Below are 18,099 nucleotides of genomic sequence, written 5' to 3' on the forward strand. Positions count from 1 at the left end.
AGCTCCTAGACGACCGAGCGTTCCTCCGCGAAGTGGCACGCGGACAACGTTCCTTCCGGCCCACCACGCCTTTCCAGCTTCGGTTCTTCGGTGGCGCAGATGTCCTGCGCCTTCCAGCACCGCGTGCGGAACCGGCAGCCCGACGGCGGATTGACCGGCGACGGCACGTCACCCGTCAGCACGATCCGCTGCCGCTGCCGTTCCTGCTTCGGATCCGGCATCGGCACCGCGGACAGCAACGCCTGCGTGTACGGGTGCATCGGCTTGGTGTAGATGGCTTCCCGCTCGCCCATCTCGATGATCTTGCCGAGGTACATCACCGCGACGCGATCCGAGATGTGCCGCACCACCGAGAGGTCGTGCGCGACGAACAGGTACGCCAGCCCGAGCCGTTCCTGCAGCTCTTCCAACAGGTTCACGACACCGGCCTGCACCGAGACGTCCAAAGCGGACACCGGCTCGTCCAGCACCAGGAACCGCGGGTTCAACGCCAGCGCGCGGGCGATGCCGATGCGCTGCCGCTGACCGCCGGAGAACTCGTGCGCGTACCGGGCGCGGTGCTCGGGGTTGAGACCGACGAGCTCCATGAGCTCGTTGACCCGCCTCTGCACGCCACCTTCGACACCGTGGATCACCAGGGGTTCCGCGATGATGTCGTTGACCTGCCACTTGGGGTTCAGCGACGCGTACGGGTCCTGGAAGACGATCTGGATGTCCTTGCGCAGCGGCCGCAACTGCTTGGTGCTCATGGAGGTGAGCTCGCGGCCGTCGAACTTCACCGAGCCCGAGGTCGGCTTGTGCAGCTGCAGGATCGCGCGCCCGGTCGTGGACTTGCCGCAGCCGGACTCGCCGACCAGGCCGAGCGTCTCGCCGGGGTGCAGCGTGAACGACACCCCGGACACGGCCTGCACCGTGCCGATGCTGCGCGGGATGATTCCCTTGCCCCGCACGGGGAATTCCTTGACGAGGTCAGTGACCTCCAGCAGTGGCGCGGTCACTTCGCCTCCTCATCCTTCAGGTCCGTGAGCAAGGTCCCGTGCACGGCGGTCACCTCGAGCGACTCGTCGGGGTTGGCCGCCGCGAACACCGCGGGGTTCTCGACCGTGCCGATCTCGTCGTGCAGGAACAGCCGCTGCGGGTGCTCGATGGTCGCCAGGTGCTCCCAGCGGTGGCACCGCGTCGTGTGGTTCGCGGCGCCGGCCTCCTCCAGCAGCGGCTCCCACTCGTGGCACACGTCGGCGACGAGCGGGCAGCGCGGCGAGAACGAGCAGCCGGTCGGCAGGTTCACCAGCGACGGCGGCGCACCCTTGATCGGGGTGAGCCGCTTGCCGAGCGTGGCCGGGTTCGGGACCGAGCCCAGCAGCCCGACGGTGTAAGGCATCCGCGGCCGTTCGAAGACGTCGTCGACGGGGCCGGACTCGACCACCGTGCCGCCGTACATCACCTGCACGCGGTTGACCATGCCCGCGACCACGCCGAGGTCGTGCGTGATCATGACGATCGCCGCGTCTGTCTCGGTCTGGATGCGCAGCATGGTGTCGAGGATCTGCGCCTGCACCGTCACGTCGAGCGCGGTGGTCGGCTCGTCGGCGATGATCACGCTGGGATCGTTGATGATCGCCATCGCGATGACGACGCGCTGCCGCATGCCGCCGGAGAACTCGTGCGGGTACTGCGCCGCGCGCTTGTCCGGCTGCGGGATGCCGACCAGTTCGAGCGCCTCGACCGCCTTGGCCCACGCCGCCTTCTTGGAGACGTTGTGGTGCGCGCGGTAGGTCTCGGCGAGCTGCCACCCCACGGTGTAGACGGGGTTCAGCGACGTCATCGGGTCCTGGAAGATCATCGAGATGTGGTTGCTGCGGAACGGCTGCATCTGCTTGTAGGTGCGGCCGTTCAGCTCCTCGCCGCGGTAGCGGATCGAGCCCTCGATGATCGCGTTCTTGGGCAGCAGGCCCATGATCGCCATGGACGACACGGACTTGCCGGAGCCCGACTCGCCGACGATGCCCAGCACGTCGCCGGGGTTGAGGTCGAACGAGACGTTGCGCACCGCCCGGACGTCACCGTCGTCGGTCGGGAAGGTGACCGACAGGTCCTTGACCGAGAGCAGCGGCGCGGTGGTGCTGGAGGGCAGGAAGTCCTCCGACAGTTGGGGAAAAGTGGTCATCAGGCACGCACCTTCGTCTGCCTCGGGTCGAACGCGTCGCGCAGGCCGTCACCGATGAAGTTGACGGCCAGGGAGAGCGACACGAGCACGATGAACGGACCCCAGAACAGCCACGGCCGGTTCAGGAACTGCCCGTAGTTCTCCAGCACGATCACGCCCAGCGAGGTGTCGGGAGGCTGAACTCCCAGACCCAGGAACGACAGCGCGGCCTCGGTCAGCACCGCGCTCGCGATCGCCAGCGTCGCGTTCACGGTGATGCTGCCGATCATGTTCGGCACGAGGTGCTTGAAGATGATCCGCGAGGTGGAGGCGCCACAGGCCCGCGCCGCCTCGATGAACTCCCGCTGTGCCAAGGAAAGCGTCTCACCGCGGGTGATGCGGGCGATCTGCATCCAGGCGAACGCGGCGAGCACCAGCGCGACGACGTACCAGCTGCCGGAGAACCCCTTCACCACGATCGCGGCGACCGCGATCTGCGGGATGATCAGCAACAGGTCGACCAGACGCATCAGCGCCGTGTCCACGAAGCCGCGCAGATATCCCGCGAGGGCACCGAAAGTCACGCCGATCGCGGTCGCGAGCGCGGCCACGATCAACGCGATCTGCAGCGAGTAGCCGGTGCCGCGCATGAGCAGCGCCAGCATGTCCTTGCCGACCTGGGTGGTGCCGAGCGGGTGCACACCGCTCATCGGTTGGTAGGACTTGCTGGTCACGTCCTCGTAGTCGTAGGTCCAAATGAACGGACCGAGGAACGCGAACAGCACGAGGAAGACGAAAACGCCGAAGCTCACCATCGCGAGCCGGTGGCGCAGGAAACGCCGGAGGACGAGCTGGCCCTGCGTGCGGGTCTTGGTGGCGTCGAACTCGTGGGCACCGGACTCGGGAGCGCTGCTCACCACGCCGCCCTCGGACGCCAAGTTGATGTTAGCCAAGGCGAATCCTAGGGTCGAGGATGCCGTACACGACGTCGGCGATCAGGTTGAACAGCACGATCAGGGTCGCGGTGACGGCAAGCCAGCCCATCAGCATCGGCGGGTCGAACTGCCGCACGGAGTTCACCAGCAACGTGCCCATGCCGGCCCAGCCGAAGACCGTCTCGGTGATGATCGCGCCGGACAGCACGGCACCGAAGTTCAGCGAGAACAGCGTGGACACCGGGATGAGCGCGTTGCGGAAGGCGTGCTTGAAGATCACGCGGCCCTGCGAGATGCCCTTCGCCCGTGCGGTGCGCACGAAGTCCGAGTGCAGGATCTCCAGCATGGAGGCGCGCTCGAACCGGCTGTACGCGGCGAAGCTGATGAGCATCAACGCGATGGTGGGCAACAGGAACGTGCCGGTGTACTTGAAGATGACCTCGCCGATACTGCCGCTGAAGCCACCCGGCCGCGGACCCGCGGTGGTGAGCCAGCGGTCCAGCCCCATCGACTCCAGGACGTTGTTGAACTGGATGCCGTAGTTCTTCACGATGACCGCGACGCAGAAGATCGGCATCGAGAACATGAGGAACGCGGTGCTGGTGGCGAGGTAGTCGAAGATCGAGTACTGGCGCACGGCGGCGAGCACGCCGACCGAGACACCCAGTGTGAGAGCGAGAAGTTCGGCACCGATGACGAGCCGTCCGGTGGTCCACAGCGCGTCGGTGACGGCGGGGAAAACAGCGGTCTTGGCCTGGCCGAGCGCGATGCTCTGGCCCCAGTCACCGGACAGGAAGTCGGTGAGCCAGTTCCAGTAGCGAACGATGACGGGCTTGTCCAGACCGAGCGAGATCTCGGCGGCCTTGATGTCGGCTTCGGTGACGCCGGGCCGGAATCGCATCTCCGCCAAGGGGTTTCCGGCGGTCGCGACGAGGACGTAACAGGCGAAGCTGCCGATCAGCAGGATGGGTATGGAGATCAGCAGGCGCCGGATGATGTAGCGGATCACGGGCGGGCTCCTAGGGGGCAACCCGGCTCGGGCGGGGCCGGACTCGTGGTCCGGCCCCGCCCGGTCAGGCGTTGCGCACTTCAGCTATGGCGAATTACTTGGTCTGCCACTCGTTGGCGTTCCACAGCGCGCCGTAGTAGCTCTGGAAGTACACGCGGTCGAGCCCCTTGAAGGCCCACATGTTCGGCATCTGGAACAGCGGGAAGGACGCGTACGCACCGGCGATCGCGTCGTCTGCCTCCTGGAAGTACTTCAGGGAGTCCGCGATCGACGTCTGCGAGACGGCCTGCTTCAGGGCCTCGTCGGCCTTCGGCACCGACAGGTTCTGCCAGTTCTGGCCACCGCCGGTCTCGTAGATCGACTTCTTGCCGCTCTTGAACGCCGAGCTCGACCAGGCGAACAGCGCCACGTCGTAGTCACCGGCGGACACGCGCTCGTCGAGGAAGTTCGGGTCCGTGTCGTCCTTGACCTCGATACCGGCTTCCTTGCACTGGCCCTGGATCAGCTCGACGGTCTGCTTGCGCCGCGGGATGTCGGTGTGGCTGATCCGGAAGGAGGCACGCACGCCGTCCTTCGCGAACACGCCGTCGGCACCCTGCGTCCAGCCGGCGTCGCCGAGGATCTTCTTGGCCGCGGCCGGGTCGCCCTTGGCCTTCTCCGCGTAGACGTCCTTGTAACCCTCGTCCTTCGGGAAGAAGATGAGGCTGCCCATGGGCTTGGCGTCGGGCTGGACCTCGCTGAGGAGCTTGTCGATGATGTCCTGGCGCTTGACGCACATGAAGAAGGCCTTGCGGACCTCTTCCTTCGACAGCACCGGGTTCTTCATCTGGATGTCCAGGTGCTCGAACGACAGGCCGGGGCCCGAGCCGAACGTGACGCCCTGGGCGTTCAGGCCCTTCAGCTTCGTGGCCGCGTTCGCGTCGGGCTGCGCGAAGGAGTTGACGGCGACCTCACCGTTCTCCAGCGCCTGCGCCTGCGCGACCGGGTCCGCGACCGCCTTCAGGACGATCTTCTCCGGGCCACCGGGCTTGCCGATCCACTTGGGGTTGCGCTCCAGCGTCACCGACTGGTTCGGCTCGAAGCCGGTCAGGACGTAGGGGCCCGCACCCGGCATGAGGTCCTTGGTGAAGCCGTTCCACTTCTCGTTCCAGAAGTCGGCGGTCTTCTGCAGGTCAGCGGGAGCACTGTCCTTGGTGAGCTTGGTGACGTCCGCGACGCCCGCGTTCTTCTCGAGGATGTGAGCGGGGAGGATGTCGTTGTTGAACATGTCCTCGTAGTCGGGGTACGGCGCGGAGAACGTACCGACGAAGGTCTGGTCGTCCTTGCACTCCCCGGTCGCGAGGTCGTAGCCCGTGGTGCCGGCCGGCTTGAAGTACTTGCTGCCGTCGGCCTTCTTCGCGGCGTTCGACTGCGTGAACCACGCCATGTAGAAGTCGTCGCAGTCCCAGGCCTCGCCGTCGGACCAGGTGACGCCCTTCTTGATCTTCCAGGTCACGACCTGCGGAGACTTCGAGGTGACCTCGATGCTCTCCATGACGTCCTTGTTCAGGACGACCTTGTTGTTGCCGTCCGTGATGTGCGCACCCGGCTGCACGAGAACCAGCGCGAACGTGTTGTAGGACTGGTTCGCGTCCTCGGTCGCGTTGTTGTACGAGGTGAACGGCTTGTCGGTCGTCACGACGACCTGGCCGCTCTGCTTCGTCTCCGGCGCGGTGTAGCCGTCCGCGGTCTCGCCACGTGCAACCGCCATCTCGGCGTTGCCGGCGTCTCCACCATCGGTGCTGTTGCCGCCACCGCCGCCACCGCAGGCACCCAGCACGAGAGACGCGCTGGCGACCAGCGCGATCGCCGGAAGTGCTTTGGTTCTCCTCATCGACACGTGCCCTCCTAGCACTGGGCGGCCACGGCCTGGTCGGCCTGCACGCCCATAACCGAGATGTGCCATACGCGCCCCGAACCGGCACATCGTGGGCAGCACCGTAAGAAGCTGGTGAGGGAGCGGTCACTACCCGAGAGGGCGATCGTGACCCAATGGAGACACCTTGTAGCGCGCCGCAATGGCCCGATTACCGGGCGAAAGCGTTCGTTAACCGGGCGCTTGGAATTCTGTCAACGAGGGCGGCCGAACGTACCAACGCCGAAACCGCGTTGGCAACGGGTTTTTGACCTGCGGTTATCGCAAATTACTTGCGACTACTTGTCGAGACGACGCCACTCGGGAGCACCGCTGAGCACGCCGGCCAGCGGCGCGCCGGTGTCAATCCCGGAGACCTTGGTGGGCAGCACACCAAGAAGATCCACTACCTGGAACAACGGCAACGCCACCGCCTGAGCCTGGATCTGCGGCTCGATGCGGGCCAGCGCGTCGCTCAGCAGAACCTTGCCGTTCAGCGCGGCGTCGATGTCCGCCTGGATCGCCTGATCGCAGAACCCGGCCGGGTTCTGCGGGCTGGGCGTCGCCCCGTCCGGAGCGTCACCGACACACCCGTAGACACTCGCGAGCCCCGCCGCCGAGTCACCGGCGTCGACCCGCGGCACGACCGCGATGTCGATGTCCTTCTCGGGGAGCTGCTTGCTGAAGAGGTCCTCGGCGTTCGGCGTGACGACCTCGGACTGGATGCCCCGCTCGGCCAGCTGCGCCTTCATCCGGTTCGCGATGGTGACGTACGGCTCGACCTTCTCCGGCGCGGCGATCCTGAGCTTGAGCGCCTTGCCGCTCTTCTCCCAGGCCCCCTGCGCGTTCTTGGCGTACCCGACCTCGGTGAGGAGCTGGTCGCTGGCCGCCGCGTTGAGCGTGTTGCCCGTGATCGTCGCCTGGTACCCGGCACGGCTCGGCGGCACGACGTACGAGTCGGCCCGGAACTGCGCACTCGGCCCGTTCTGCGTGCCGGACGCGATCAGCGCGTCCCGGTCGAGGGCGGCCACGATCGCCTTCCGCGCCTTGACGTCCTTGAGCTGATCACTGGTCGGCCGCAGCAGAACCTGCGCGACCTCGTTGCGCGGCACGGGTTTCGTGGTCAGGTTCGCAATCGCCTTGAGCACGTTGACATCCGCGGCGTCCGCCCGCAGCAGCGCCGCCTGGTTGTCCCCTTTGGACAGTGACTCGGCCATGGCGGAGTGCGTGGCCCGGCGGATCACCACGCGGTCCAGCGTCGTCGGCACCTCCCAGTACCGATCGCTGCGCTCGAGGATCACCTCACCGCGCGGCTCGTCCAGGCTGCGCACGGCGAACGGCCCAGCGGTGGCCGGGAAGTTGGTGCTGAGCACGTTCGACCAGGTACCGGGCGCGTCCTTGAGCAGATGCGCCGGCAACAGGTTCGCGAACAGACTCCGCCAGCCGGGGAACGGCTTGCCGAACGAGACCTCGACGACCTTGCCGCCCTCGCGCGCGCTGATGTTGTTGATGAGCCGGTAACCCGCCGGATCCACAACTCCGGGTTCGCTGCGCATACGCTGCCAGAGGTAGTAGAAGTCCTCGGCGGCGATCGGCGCGCTGTCCGACCAGCTGGCGTCCTTGCGAATCGTGTACGTGACGGTGAACGGCTCGGCCTTGGTGACCTTCGCGCTCACCATGAGGTTCCGGTCGAGCTGCGGCGCGCCGTCCGGCCCCGAACGGAAAGCGCTCGGCAGCAGCAGCGAACTCAACGCGGTCGTGATGGGACTCTGCGCCGCCAACGAGTGCGGGTTGTAACCACCAGCCACGTCGTCCACACCGACCACGATCTCGGTGACCTTGGGACCCGTCGTGGTGATGACCGGCGCCTCGGACTTGGGGACCAGCGGCGGAGGCGGCGCGTTCGTGCACGCCGCGGCGGTGCCGCACAGGATGGCGGCAGCCAGCACTCCCCCGAGTCGCCTCATGGTCCTCACATTGCCAGAAGGGTGATGGTGGCGTTCGAGCAACCCAGGTTTTGTCACCCGCGCCACTAGTGAGACGTACCGGGGTGGCGGTGGGTTGCCCGCACGGTGAGTAGTACGGCTCACCTGGTCGGGTGGTTCGGGGCTTGGGTCGGCTGGTTTGGGCGGGTTGAAACGGGCTGATCGGCGCAATGGGGATGGTCGGTGGGGGTGGCTGGTTGCGAGGACGCCAAACCACCGACGTGCCATCGGCCGCGCCCCGCCGCGCGGGGCCTGGCGTGGCCGGACACGACGAGGGGCGGCCAGGCCATTGGCCCGGCCGCCCCTGTCAGGCGTTACGTCAGCGTCAGAGCGGTGTGGATCAGCCGCGCTGCTTGAGGCGCGAGCGCTCGCGGCCGCGCAGGTTGGCGTCGAGGGTCACCTTGCGGACGCGGATGACCTCCGGGGCCACCTCCACGCACTCGTCGGAGGCGCAGAATTCCAGGGCCTCCTCCAGCGAGAGCTTCCGCGGGCGGGCCAGGGTCTCCATCACGTCGGCCGTGGAGGAGCGCATGTTCGTGAGCTTCTTCTCGCGGGTGATGTTGACGTCGAGGTCCTCGGCGCGCGGGTTCTCGCCCACGACCATGCCCTCGTAGGCGTCGGCGCCGGGCTCCACGAAGAACGTGCCGCGGTCGGCCAGCTGGATCATGGCGTAGGCGGTGATGGAGCCGGTGCGGTCGGCCACCAGGGAGCCGTTGTGGCGGGTGCGGATCTCGCCTGCCCAGGGGGCGTAGCCCTCGGAGACGGCGTTCGCGATGCCGGTGCCGCGGGTCTCGGTGAGGAACTCGGTGCGGAAGCCGATGAGGCCTCGCGACGGGACCACGTAGTCGAGCTTGATGCGGCCGGTGCCGTGGCCCGACATGTTCTCCATGCGGCCCTTGCGGTTGGCGAGGAGCTGCGTGACGGCGCCGAGGTGCTCTTCCGGGCAGTCGACGGACAGGCGCTCGAACGGCTCGTGGATCTTGCCGTCGACCGTGTGCGTGACGACCTGGGGCTTGCCCACGGTCAGCTCGAAGCCTTCACGGCGCATCTGCTCGACCAGGATGGCCAGCGCCAGCTCGCCGCGGCCCTGCACCTCCCAGGTGTCCGGGCGCTCGGTCGGGAGCACGCGGACGGAGACGTTGCCGACGAGCTCGGCGTCGAGGCGCGCCTTGAGGACGCGGGCGGTGAGCTTGGTGCCGCCGTTGCGACCGGCCAGGGGCGAGGTGTTCACACCGACGGTCATCGAGATGGCCGGCTGGTCGACCGTGATCCGGGGCAGTGCCTCGGGGGTCTCGGCGTCGGCCAGCGTGTCACCGATGGTGATGTCCGCGATGCCGGCGATGGCGACCAGGTCACCCGCTCGGGCGAACTCGGCGGGGACGCGGTCCAGCGCCTCGGTGATGAGGAGCTCGGTGATGCGGACCTTGACGGGCTCGCCGTCCTCACGGCACCACGCCACGGTCTCGCCCTTGCGCATCGTGCCCTGGTGGATGCGGCACAGCGCGATGCGACCGAGGAAGGTCGAGGCGTCGAGGTTGGTGACGAGCGCCTGCAGCGGGCCGTCGACGTCGACGTGAGGGGCCGGGATGTGGTCGAGCAGCACCTGGAACAGCGTGTCCAGGTTCTCCTCGTCCGGCAGGCCGCCGTCCTCGGGCTGCGTGAGGGACGCACGACCGGCGCGCGCGGAGGCGTAGACGACCGGCAGGTCCAGCACGGACTCGTCGGCGCCGACCTCGGTGGCCAGGTCGAGCAGCAGGTCGTGGGCCTCCTCGACGACCTCGGAGATCCGGGCGTCGGGGCGGTCGACCTTGTTGACCAGCAGGATCACCGGCAGACCGGCGGCCAGCGTCTTGCGCAGCACGAACCGGGTCTGGGGCAGCGGGCCCTCGGAGGCGTCGACGAGCAGCACGACACCGTCCACCATCGACAGAGCGCGCTCGACCTCACCACCGAAGTCGGCGTGGCCGGGGGTGTCGACGACGTTGATGATCACGTCACCGTCGGGCGTGTGACGACGCACGGCGGTGTTCTTCGCGAGAATGGTGATGCCCTTCTCGCGCTCGAGCTCGCCGGAGTCCATGACCCGGTCGACCAGCTCGGCACGCGCGGAGAAGGCTCCGGACTGGCGCAGCATGGCGTCGACGAGGGTGGTCTTGCCGTGGTCGACGTGCGCGACGATCGCGACGTTTCGCAGGTCGGTGCGCGTCTGTAGCGCAGACGCGGTGGCCGTGGGCACGCAGAACTCCTAGAGCTTCGAAGGCGTTGGAGGGGCTCGCGCCGGACACTTCGATGCGCAGGGCCGTTTTTGATAGTACCGGCTGCGTCGGCATTACCACACAAGAGTGCCTAGTGAAGTGAGCCTCACCTACTCTAGCGACACGTGTCGGAGTGGAGTGCAACCAGTGGGTAAAAAGCTCAAGAAGAAGTGCTGCAGGTCGAAGCCCCAGTGCAAGCGCTGCCCGGTTCCGTTCCTGCTCAAGGAGCGCGACAAGGCCCGCAAGAAGGCAGCTAAGAAGGCTGCCAAGGCTGCCAAGAAGGCGCTGAAGAAGGCCGCTTGATCCGCCGAGCGCTCCTGCTCCTGCCGCTGATGGCCCCAGACTGCGGAGAACCCGCCTCGCGTCTGCCTGGACACCGCGCTTGACCTGCTCCGACAGCACTCAGCAAGGCGCTCGGGGGCCGACTGGCCAAGGCGCGTGCCCAAACTCACCGTGACACCGCACACGCACGGCGATCGAATAGTCGTCCGAACAGACCTGTCTCCCGCGCTGGAAGAAGTCACTGCTGCTGCCACGGCGCGTCGTGCGCCGACACGCCGTCACCGGAGTGCACGCGGGGAGCTTTCGTGCGCTCTGACCGCACGGGAGGGCCCCGCGTGCCGTCAACGAGCCAGGACTTCGCCTGCGAAATTCAGGCACTAGCCCTGCAGCACGGCCTCGTTCAGCTTCATGAGCTCCGGCGCCGTCCGCGTCGCCTCGAACTCGCAGATCTCGTACTTCACCAGCTTCTGCTCGGCCCACGGATCCGTGGCGAGCAGCGCTTCGAGCTTCCCGCGGGGCATGGGCCGCGTGATGATCACGCCGCCGACCCTCGGCACCTGACGCCCTGAGGCGAGGAACAAACCTCGCTCGTACTGCTGCTCGACCCACGCGCGGTGGTCGGGCAGGGCGTAGTCGATCTGTTCCAGTGGCGCGACGTACTTCAGCAGCACGATGAACATCCTTCAACGGTAGTCCTATACTGCCGAACATGCGCACGATGAACGCCTACTGGTGGGCCGCTTTCAGGCGGCCGGAGTAGCTGTGCGCTGACGCGAACACAGGCCGCCCGAGACGGGCGGCTTTTTTGTGCGTTTCGTCCGGGCGGTCCTTCACGAAAGGACCAACGATCATGATCCGCTTGTCCGCCATCACCCCGTCGGGCCAAGTCCACCTGGGCAACTACCTCGGGGCGTTGCGCACGTGGGCTCGTGAGGGCACCGACGAGGACGTGTACTTCATCAGCGATCTGCACGCGATGACGTCGTCGCACAATCCGCAACGTCTGCGATCCCTGACCAGGGAGCAGTTCGCGGTGCTCATCGCGTCCGGCATCGCCCCGGAGAGCACCTGCGTGCAGAGCGACCTGATCCGCGAACTGGGGGCGCTCAACTGGGTTCTGGAGTGCACCTGCACCTACGGCGAGGCCGCGCGGATGATCCAGTTCAAGGAGAAGTCGCTCGGCCGCGACTCCGTCCGCCTCAGCCTGCTCACCTACCCGGTGCTGATGGCCGCGGACATCCTGTTGCAGGGCACCGCGGAGGTCCCGGTCGGCGAGGACCAGCTCCAGCACGTCGAACTGGCCCGTGCGCTCGCCCGCCGCTTCAACCACGCGTACGGCGAGGCGTTCATCGTCCCGACGGCGGTGGTGCCGAAGGTCGGAGCACGCATCAAGGACCTCTCGGACCCGACGCGCAAGATGGACAAGTCCGCCCAGAACTCCACGGGCGTCGTGTTCGTCCTGGACGAACCGGACCTGGTGCGGCGCAAGGTCCGGCGCGCGGTCTCGTCCACCGAGGGCATCGCGAACCTGGCCGAGATCCTCGTCTCCTGCACCGGCAAGGACCCCGAGGACTACACGAGCAGGTTCGCCGATCTCAAGAACGTCGTGGCCGAAGCGGTGATCGAGGAGCTCCGTCCGGTGCGCGACCGCACGCTGGAACTCCTCGCGGACCCGGCGGAACTGGACCGCGTCCGGCAGGCGGGCGCGGAACGGGCCCGCGAACGCGCGCAGCACCGGCTGAACGCGGCGCTGCGCCTGTCCGGACTCAGTTGAGGAGCGTTTGAAGGGCGGGGACCAGCACCCGGTCCGCCGGCAGCCAGTCCACGTCAGGCAGCTCGTCGGCGGTGAGCCACCGGACAGCGTTGTGCTCCAACGCTTCCGGCTCACCGCCGGCGAGCGTTGCCGCGTAGATCCGCAACACCATGTCCTTCTTCAACGGCACGTCCGGCCCGATCTGCTCGCCAACGGCGACCGGCACGCCGAGCTCCTCCACGCACTCGCGCACCAACGCGTCCGTTGGCTTCTCGTCGGGCTCGACCCGGCCACCGGGCAGCTCCCACTGCCCCGCATGGCTTTCCGGATAGGACCGCTGCTGGGCCAGCAACCGTCCATCCCGGACGATCGCCGCCCCCACCACGACCCGGGCCGTGCGCAGTTCCTCGCATCGCGCGGCCAGCAACGCCGACCGCTTCTGCAGCACCCGCAACGCCATCCCGCGCCCGACCGTGACGTCCGCGAACCGCCCGACCACACCGCCCACGGTCGTCCAGCTGACGCGGTCGACCACCAGCGTCCCGGCGCCGGTCACCACGAGATCGGTGTGCAGCTCCAGGAACTCCCCGGAAGCCGACACACCGGACAGATCAGCACGCGTGACCGTCAGCCGGACCCCGAACGGCCCGACCAGGACATCTTCCAGGCACAGCAGGGGACCCGCGACCTTCACTCCGAACCCCGCGATCAGCGAGGTCTCCAGCAGGGCTCCGGCAACAGCGGCAACAGGCGCGTCGACCAGCGCCGACGCTCGCAACTCTGGCACCAGAGCTTGCTACCAGGACGGCCAGCGGATCTCCAAACGCGCACCACCGGCAGGTGACTCCGCGGCCCGCACCGACCCACCCCGCCGCTGCACGAGATGTGCGACCAACGCCAGCCCGAGCCCGAAGCCACCCGACCGCCGGCCGCGGTCCTCGTCCACCCGGTAGAACCGGTCGAACACCTTCGTCCGGTGCTCGGCCGGAATCCCGTGCCCGTCGTCGTCCACCAGCAACCGCACGTCCCGCCCCACCGGCACCAACGTCAGCGTGATCGTCGAGTACGCGTACCGGGCGGCGTTGCGCAGCAGGTTGTCCAGCACCAGCTCCACTTCGGACCGGGTGGCCGACACCAGGCAGGCCGACGGCGGAGCGGTCAGCCGCACCAGCAGGTCCGTGTCCAGCCGGGAGATCGCCGCCTCGGCCTCCAGCACCAGGTCCACGGCCTCGGCCCGAGGCGGCGCCGCGGTGTCCGCGCGAGCCAGGATCAACAGCGAGTCCACCAGCGCGCTGAGCCTGATCGACTCCTCGACCACCGACTCCAGCACCTCGATCGAGAAGTCCGGATCCGGATGCGCCACGGCGACTTCGGCCTGCGCCCGCACCGAGGCGACCGGCGACCTCAGTTCGTGTGCCGCGTCCCCGGTGAACCGCCGCAACCGGTCCGAGGCCTCGTCCCGCCGGGCCAGCAACGCGTTCAACGCTTCCGCCAACGCCTGCAGCTCGTCCCGCGACGGCGGCACCGGCAACCGTTCCCCGTGCGGCAACTCCCCTGCGGCGACGCGCATCCGCTCCACCGGCCGCAACGACCCCCGCACCGCCAGCCAGGTGGCGGTCCCCACCAACCCGGCCACCAGCACCGCCGCGACCGCCAGCCACCGCGTCCCCAGCGTGTTGGCGTTCTGGTAGCCGAGCAGCTTGTCCCCGTACACCTCGAGCCGGGGTGACCCGTCCGCCGCGAACACCACCTGCCCGCGCCACCGGTAGGCAGAGGCCCCCTCCATCCGCAACACCGGCTCCCCGGACTTCAACGACCGGATGTCCTGCGCTGTCAACGGAAGCGGCGGCTTGCCGTCCACCGGCACCCCGGACACGTCCAGCACGCGCGGTGCTTCCTTCGCCAGCTCCTGGTCCACCGCGGTGATCTGGACCAGCCCGATCAACGCCGGCGCCAGCCCGGTGAACGCCAGCAGGCACAGCAACGCCACCCCGGTGGCCACCACGGTGATCCGGAAGCGCAACGTGCGCCGGAACCACCAGCGGCGAGGATTCACTTGTTCCCCAACGCGCTGTCGAGGTCCGCGGTGGACGCGATGTACCCGTGCCCCCGAATCGTCCGCACCACTTCCCCGGCCCCGACGGCCTCCAGCTTGCGCCTGAGGTACCCCACGTAGACCTCAACCGCGTTGCGCGTGGCGGCCTGCTCGTCGCCCCACACCGTCCGCAGCAACTCGTCCTTGGTGACCACGGACCCGGCCCGCGAAGCCAGCACGTCCAGCACCGCGTACTCCCGCGGCGACAGCGACACGTCCTGCCCGGCCCAGCTCACCTCGCGCAACCCTCGATCGATGACGAGGTTGCCCAGCGTCAGCTTCCGGCGCGCCCCACCACCACGCCGCAGCAACGCCCTGACCTGCGCCACCAGCACCACGAAGCTGAACGGCTTGACCAGGTACCCGTCGGCCCCGAGATCCAGCCCGTCCGCCTGGTCGATCTCCCCGTCCTTGGCCGACACCATCAACACCGGCGTCCGCACCCCGTCCGCCCGCATCCGCTGCAACACCCGGTACCCCGACAGCCCTGGCAGCATGATGTCGAGCAGCACCACGTCGAAGGCACCGGTCAACGCCACCCGCAACGCGGTGGGTCCGTCGGCCGCGGTGACGACCTCCATGCCCTCTGCCGTGAGACCGCGCTCCAACGCCCGACGCACGCCGACTTCGTCGTCCACGACCAGCACCCGAGGCTTCACACCGCACAGCATGCCGCGCACGGCTCTCAGCCGCGCGCATGATCTCAGCCGACTCTCAGCAACCGGCCGGGAGCAGGCACAAAACCGCAGCTAGAAGTAGTCTCAGCACCATCTCAGCAACCTCGATCCAAGCTAGAAGCACAAGCCCTTGGAGGAGGGGACCTAGATGAACAAGCGAAAGGTGACCCTGGCCGCTGCTGCGGCCGGTGTGCTCACCGGTGCGGCAGGCCTCGGTCTGCTAGCCATGCCCGCAGGCGCAGGCCAGCCACCATCACTACCGGACGTCTCCGCGGAGTCCCTCGTCGAGCAGGTCCTGACGAGCAAGCCCGGCGCGTTCGGCGGCACCGTCGAGGTCGACAACAAGCTGGGCCTCCCAGCGATCTCGGAGATCCCGCAGCTCGCGGACGGCAAGCACAGCGCCCGGATCTGGACGGACGGCAACGGCAAGCTGCGGCTCGCCCTGCCCAACGGCCAGTCCGAGCAGACCATCGTCGACGACGGCACGACCACCTGGTCGTGGAACTCGCAGGACAACGAGGTCACGAAGTCCGAGCACAAGGACGAGCAGAAGTCCGAGAAGCCGGAAGCCGGCCAGAAGGCGATCGACCCGGCCACCGCGGCCAAGGAGATCGTCACCCTGACCAAGGAGTTCAGCGACATCAGCGTCGACGGCACCGCGAGGGTCGCCAACCGCGCTGCCTACGAACTCGTGCTCACGCCGAAGGCCAGCGAGAAGACGCTGATCCGCGAGGTGCGGATCGCCGTCGACGCCGAGCTCAAGATGCCGCTGCGGGTCGCCGTCCTGACCAACGGGACGAGCGAGCCGGCGGGCACTGTCGGGTTCAGCCAGATCAACGTCGGCCCGCAGGACCCGAAGCTGTTCGAGTTCACCCCGCCGGCCAGCGCCAAGGTCACCACGCCGGAGGCCAAGGAGGAGCGGCAGCAGCACAAGCCCGAGGTCGGCATCGAGCAGGCGCTGCAGGGCGAGAACCCGCAGATCTTCGGCACCGGCTGGGACACCGTGGTCGGCGCGAAGATCCCCGCGGCTGACCTGACCAAGGTGCCCGCAGAGGCGCAGGGTCTGGTCGACCGGTTCACCAAGAAGGTCAGCGGCAACTGGGGCAGCGGCAAGCTGTTCACCACCAAGGTCGCCACGATCCTGATCGCGGACGACGGCCGCGTGGTCGCGGGTGCCGTGCCCGAGCAGGTCCTGTTCGACACGATCGGACAGGTGAAGTGACCACCTCGACCAGCGCGCCGGTGACAGCACCGAAGAAACAGGCTGTCGCCGCGCGGACCAAGGGTCTGCGCAAGGAGTACGGGAGCACGGTCGCCGTGGACCGCGTCGACCTCGAGCTGCCGGAAGGAGCCGTGCTCGGCATGCTCGGCCCCAACGGGTCTGGCAAGACGACCACGATCCGGATGCTGCTCGGGTTGGTCCGCCCCACGCAGGGGGAGATCGAACTGCTCGGCAGGCCGCTTCCGGACGGGGCCGAGCAGTCGCTGCCGCACGTGGGCGCGCTGGTCGAGGGCCCGGGGTTCCACCCGTTCCTGAGCGGGCGGGAGAACCTCGTCCGCTGTGCCGCGTTCGAGCCGCTGCTGCCGAAGAAGCAGATCAAGCAGGCGGTGGAGGACGCACTCGAACGCGTCGGGCTCGCCCAGGCGGCCCACCGCAGGTACCGCGGGTACTCGCTCGGCATGAAGCAACGCCTCGGCCTGGCCGCGGCGTTGCTCGTGCCGCGCAAGCTGGTCGTGCTCGACGAGCCGACCAACGGCCTCGACCCGGCCGGCACCCGCGAGATCCGCAAGATCATCGCGGAGCTGCACGGCGCGGGCAGCACCGTCCTCGTCTCCAGCCACCTGCTGAGCGAGGTCGAGGCCACCTGCACGCACGTCGCGGTCCTGCACCGCGGAACCGTGGTGGCACAAGGAGAACTGACCGAACTGCTGCAGGCGGGCGGGTCGGCGCTCCAAGTGATCACACCGGACGTCGAAACGGCGCTGAGCGCACTGCGGCAGGCCAAGATCTCCGCACGTCCGCTGGGTGAGGGCCTGCGGGTCGAGCTCGCGGGCACCTCCGCGCCCCAGGTGATCGAGACGCTGGTGAAGGCCGGCGTCGGGGTGTACGAGGCGACGCGCTGGAAGACCGGGCTGGAGGAGCTGTTCGCGCGGCTCACCGAGGCCGAGGAGGCCGAGCGGGGAATGTCCTCTGTGGACACACTGGACGGGGGACCGCGATGATCACGCGTCAGTTCGGTTCCGAGGTGCGCTGGATGCTGCGCCGGCCGCGGACCCTCATCGGGCTGTTCGGGCTGGTCCTCGTGCCGATCATCATCAGCTTCGGCATCTGGACCGCGGGCAACGAGGAGGGCGGCGGCGGACCGCCCGGTCTGGGCGCGATTCTCCAGGGCAACGGCCTGGTCGTGCCGATCTTCACCCTGTTCCTGTCGCTCAACCTGTTGCTGCCGCTGGTGGCGTCGATCTGGGCGGCGGACGGCCTCGCGGGCGAGGCGCAGCACGGCACCCTGCGCGGGCTGCTGGTCTCGCCGGTCTCCCGCGTGCGGCTGCTGTTCGTGAAGCTGTTCGGGCTCACCGCGATGTCGCTCTTCGCCGTCACGCTGATGGCGGTCGTGGGCATCATCGCCGGCACGGCGTTCCTCGGCACGAACGGCATGGTGACGCTGACCGGCTCGACCCTGTCCACCGGCGAAGGCCTGGTGCGCATCGCCTTCTTCATCATCCTGGTGACGTTCCAGATGGTGGCGGTCGGTGCGGTGGCCCTCGCGGTCTCGGCCACCACCGAGCACCCGCTGGTGGTGCAGGCGGCGACGATGACGACGATCATCGTGTTCCAGGTGCTGGGGCAGTTCTCCTCGCTGGACTGGCTGCACCCGTTCCTGATCACGAACGGCTTCCCCGGCCTGGTCGACGTGATGCGGGACCCGATCCCGTTCGACCACATCTGGGACAGCACGCTGCTCGCGGGCTGCTACCTGCTGATCGGCACGGGCCTGGCCGCGGCACGCCTGATCACCAAGGACAGCTAAGGCCATGAACGGCGCTTTTGTGGACCCCAAGTCCACAAA

General features: G+C 68.1%; 16 protein-coding genes. 5 read left to right on the plus strand and 11 right to left on the minus strand.

Annotated features, from left to right (window positions below; translation table 11 throughout):
- Window positions 1–5 precede the first annotated feature (5 nt).
- From B0F77_RS11195 to typA, 7 genes are all read right to left on the minus strand, one after another.
- The gene (locus tag B0F77_RS11195; RefSeq protein ID WP_086662774.1) at window positions 6–998 is read right to left on the minus strand and encodes an ABC transporter ATP-binding protein; all 993 of its coding nucleotides are present in this window, start codon (window positions 996–998) and stop codon (window positions 6–8) included.
- A complete protein-coding gene (locus B0F77_RS11200) occupies window positions 995–2,167 on the minus strand; it encodes an ABC transporter ATP-binding protein (RefSeq protein ID WP_086662775.1) in 1,173 nt (390 codons plus the stop codon). The genes B0F77_RS11195 and B0F77_RS11200 overlap by 4 nt, the downstream gene beginning before the upstream one ends.
- Window positions 2,167–3,099 carry an ABC transporter permease gene (locus tag B0F77_RS11205; protein ID WP_425435649.1) on the minus strand — a complete coding sequence of 311 codons (933 nt, stop codon included), beginning with the start codon at window positions 3,097–3,099 and terminating at the stop codon, window positions 2,167–2,169. Before B0F77_RS11205 ends, B0F77_RS11200 begins: the two co-directional genes overlap by 1 nt.
- Complete coding sequence (locus tag B0F77_RS11210) at window positions 3,092–4,090, minus strand: ABC transporter permease (protein WP_086662777.1); 999 nt, start codon at window positions 4,088–4,090, stop codon at window positions 3,092–3,094. Before B0F77_RS11210 ends, B0F77_RS11205 begins: the two co-directional genes overlap by 8 nt.
- A gap of 94 nt (window positions 4,091–4,184) precedes the next feature.
- Window positions 4,185–5,963 (minus strand): ABC transporter family substrate-binding protein, encoded by a 1,779-nt coding sequence (locus tag B0F77_RS11215; RefSeq protein ID WP_086662885.1) that lies wholly within the window; start codon window positions 5,961–5,963, stop codon window positions 4,185–4,187.
- 320 nt (window positions 5,964–6,283) lie between these two features.
- Entirely contained in the window at window positions 6,284–7,951 is a 1,668-nt protein-coding gene (locus tag B0F77_RS11220) for an ABC transporter family substrate-binding protein (protein ID WP_086662778.1), read from the minus strand.
- A 358-nt stretch (window positions 7,952–8,309) separates the two neighbouring features.
- Entirely contained in the window at window positions 8,310–10,205 is a 1,896-nt protein-coding gene (gene typA / locus B0F77_RS11225) for a translational GTPase TypA (RefSeq protein ID WP_086662779.1), read from the minus strand.
- 166 nt (window positions 10,206–10,371) lie between these two features.
- Between typA and B0F77_RS48660 the strand changes: the two genes are divergently transcribed.
- Window positions 10,372–10,527, plus strand: a complete 156-nt coding sequence (locus B0F77_RS48660) for a hypothetical protein (protein WP_162185756.1) — start codon at window positions 10,372–10,374, stop codon at window positions 10,525–10,527.
- A 356-nt stretch (window positions 10,528–10,883) separates the two neighbouring features.
- Here B0F77_RS48660 and B0F77_RS11235 read toward each other — a convergent pair whose 3' ends face one another.
- The gene (locus B0F77_RS11235; protein WP_086662781.1) at window positions 10,884–11,186 is read right to left on the minus strand and encodes a YciI family protein; all 303 of its coding nucleotides are present in this window, start codon (window positions 11,184–11,186) and stop codon (window positions 10,884–10,886) included.
- A gap of 170 nt (window positions 11,187–11,356) precedes the next feature.
- Between B0F77_RS11235 and trpS the strand changes: the two genes are divergently transcribed.
- Window positions 11,357–12,280 carry a tryptophan--tRNA ligase gene (trpS, locus tag B0F77_RS11240; protein ID WP_086662782.1) on the plus strand — a complete coding sequence of 308 codons (924 nt, stop codon included), beginning with the start codon at window positions 11,357–11,359 and terminating at the stop codon, window positions 12,278–12,280.
- Here the strand turns inward: trpS and B0F77_RS49690 are convergent.
- The 3 genes from B0F77_RS49690 to B0F77_RS11255 are packed head-to-tail and all read right to left on the minus strand — an operon-like array spanning window position 12,273 to window position 15,025.
- Window positions 12,273–13,046, minus strand: coding sequence for a (deoxy)nucleoside triphosphate pyrophosphohydrolase (locus B0F77_RS49690; RefSeq protein WP_245847955.1), 774 nt, complete (start codon window positions 13,044–13,046; stop codon window positions 12,273–12,275). The genes trpS and B0F77_RS49690 overlap by 8 nt on opposite strands.
- Before the next feature lie 9 nt (window positions 13,047–13,055).
- Window positions 13,056–14,315 (minus strand): sensor histidine kinase, encoded by a 1,260-nt coding sequence (locus B0F77_RS11250; protein WP_086662783.1) that lies wholly within the window; start codon window positions 14,313–14,315, stop codon window positions 13,056–13,058.
- Window positions 14,312–15,025 (minus strand): response regulator transcription factor, encoded by a 714-nt coding sequence (locus B0F77_RS11255; RefSeq protein WP_169730921.1) that lies wholly within the window; start codon window positions 15,023–15,025, stop codon window positions 14,312–14,314. The genes B0F77_RS11250 and B0F77_RS11255 overlap by 4 nt, the downstream gene beginning before the upstream one ends.
- 154 nt (window positions 15,026–15,179) lie before the next feature.
- Between B0F77_RS11255 and B0F77_RS11260 the strand changes: the two genes are divergently transcribed.
- From B0F77_RS11260 to B0F77_RS11270, 3 genes are read left to right on the plus strand one after another with little or no spacing between them, the layout of a single operon-like run.
- Window positions 15,180–16,253, plus strand: coding sequence for a LolA family protein (locus tag B0F77_RS11260; RefSeq protein ID WP_086662784.1), 1,074 nt, complete (start codon window positions 15,180–15,182; stop codon window positions 16,251–16,253).
- Window positions 16,250–17,254 (plus strand): ABC transporter ATP-binding protein, encoded by a 1,005-nt coding sequence (locus tag B0F77_RS11265; protein ID WP_086662785.1) that lies wholly within the window; start codon window positions 16,250–16,252, stop codon window positions 17,252–17,254. The genes B0F77_RS11260 and B0F77_RS11265 overlap by 4 nt, the downstream gene beginning before the upstream one ends.
- Complete coding sequence (locus B0F77_RS11270) at window positions 17,251–18,060, plus strand: ABC transporter permease subunit (protein ID WP_086662786.1); 810 nt, start codon at window positions 17,251–17,253, stop codon at window positions 18,058–18,060. The genes B0F77_RS11265 and B0F77_RS11270 overlap by 4 nt, the downstream gene beginning before the upstream one ends.
- The last annotated feature ends 39 nt before the right edge of the window (window positions 18,061–18,099 follow it).

This window comes from Lentzea kentuckyensis, assembly GCF_002150765.1.
In the GTDB taxonomy this organism is placed as follows: domain Bacteria; phylum Actinomycetota; class Actinomycetes; order Mycobacteriales; family Pseudonocardiaceae; genus Lentzea; species Lentzea kentuckyensis.

What these genes read in the sequence shown, in the direction of transcription:
- B0F77_RS11200 (WP_086662775.1), bottom strand. Translation starts at nt 2,167, where the DNA reads ATGACCACTTTTCCCCAACTGTCGGAGGACTTCCTGCCCTCCAGCACC.
- B0F77_RS11215 (WP_086662885.1), bottom strand. Translation starts at nt 5,963, where the DNA reads ATGAGGAGAACCAAAGCACTTCCGGCGATCGCGCTGGTCGCCAGCGCG.
- B0F77_RS11220 (WP_086662778.1), bottom strand. Translation starts at nt 7,951, where the DNA reads ATGAGGCGACTCGGGGGAGTGCTGGCTGCCGCCATCCTGTGCGGCACC.
- B0F77_RS11235 (WP_086662781.1), bottom strand. Translation starts at nt 11,186, where the DNA reads ATGTTCATCGTGCTGCTGAAGTACGTCGCGCCACTGGAACAGATCGAC.
- trpS (WP_086662782.1), top strand. Translation starts at nt 11,357, where the DNA reads ATGATCCGCTTGTCCGCCATCACCCCGTCGGGCCAAGTCCACCTGGGC.
- B0F77_RS11255 (WP_169730921.1), bottom strand. Translation starts at nt 15,025, where the DNA reads ATGCTGTGCGGTGTGAAGCCTCGGGTGCTGGTCGTGGACGACGAAGTC.
- B0F77_RS11260 (WP_086662784.1), top strand. Translation starts at nt 15,180, where the DNA reads ATGAACAAGCGAAAGGTGACCCTGGCCGCTGCTGCGGCCGGTGTGCTC.
- B0F77_RS11270 (WP_086662786.1), top strand. Translation starts at nt 17,251, where the DNA reads ATGATCACGCGTCAGTTCGGTTCCGAGGTGCGCTGGATGCTGCGCCGG.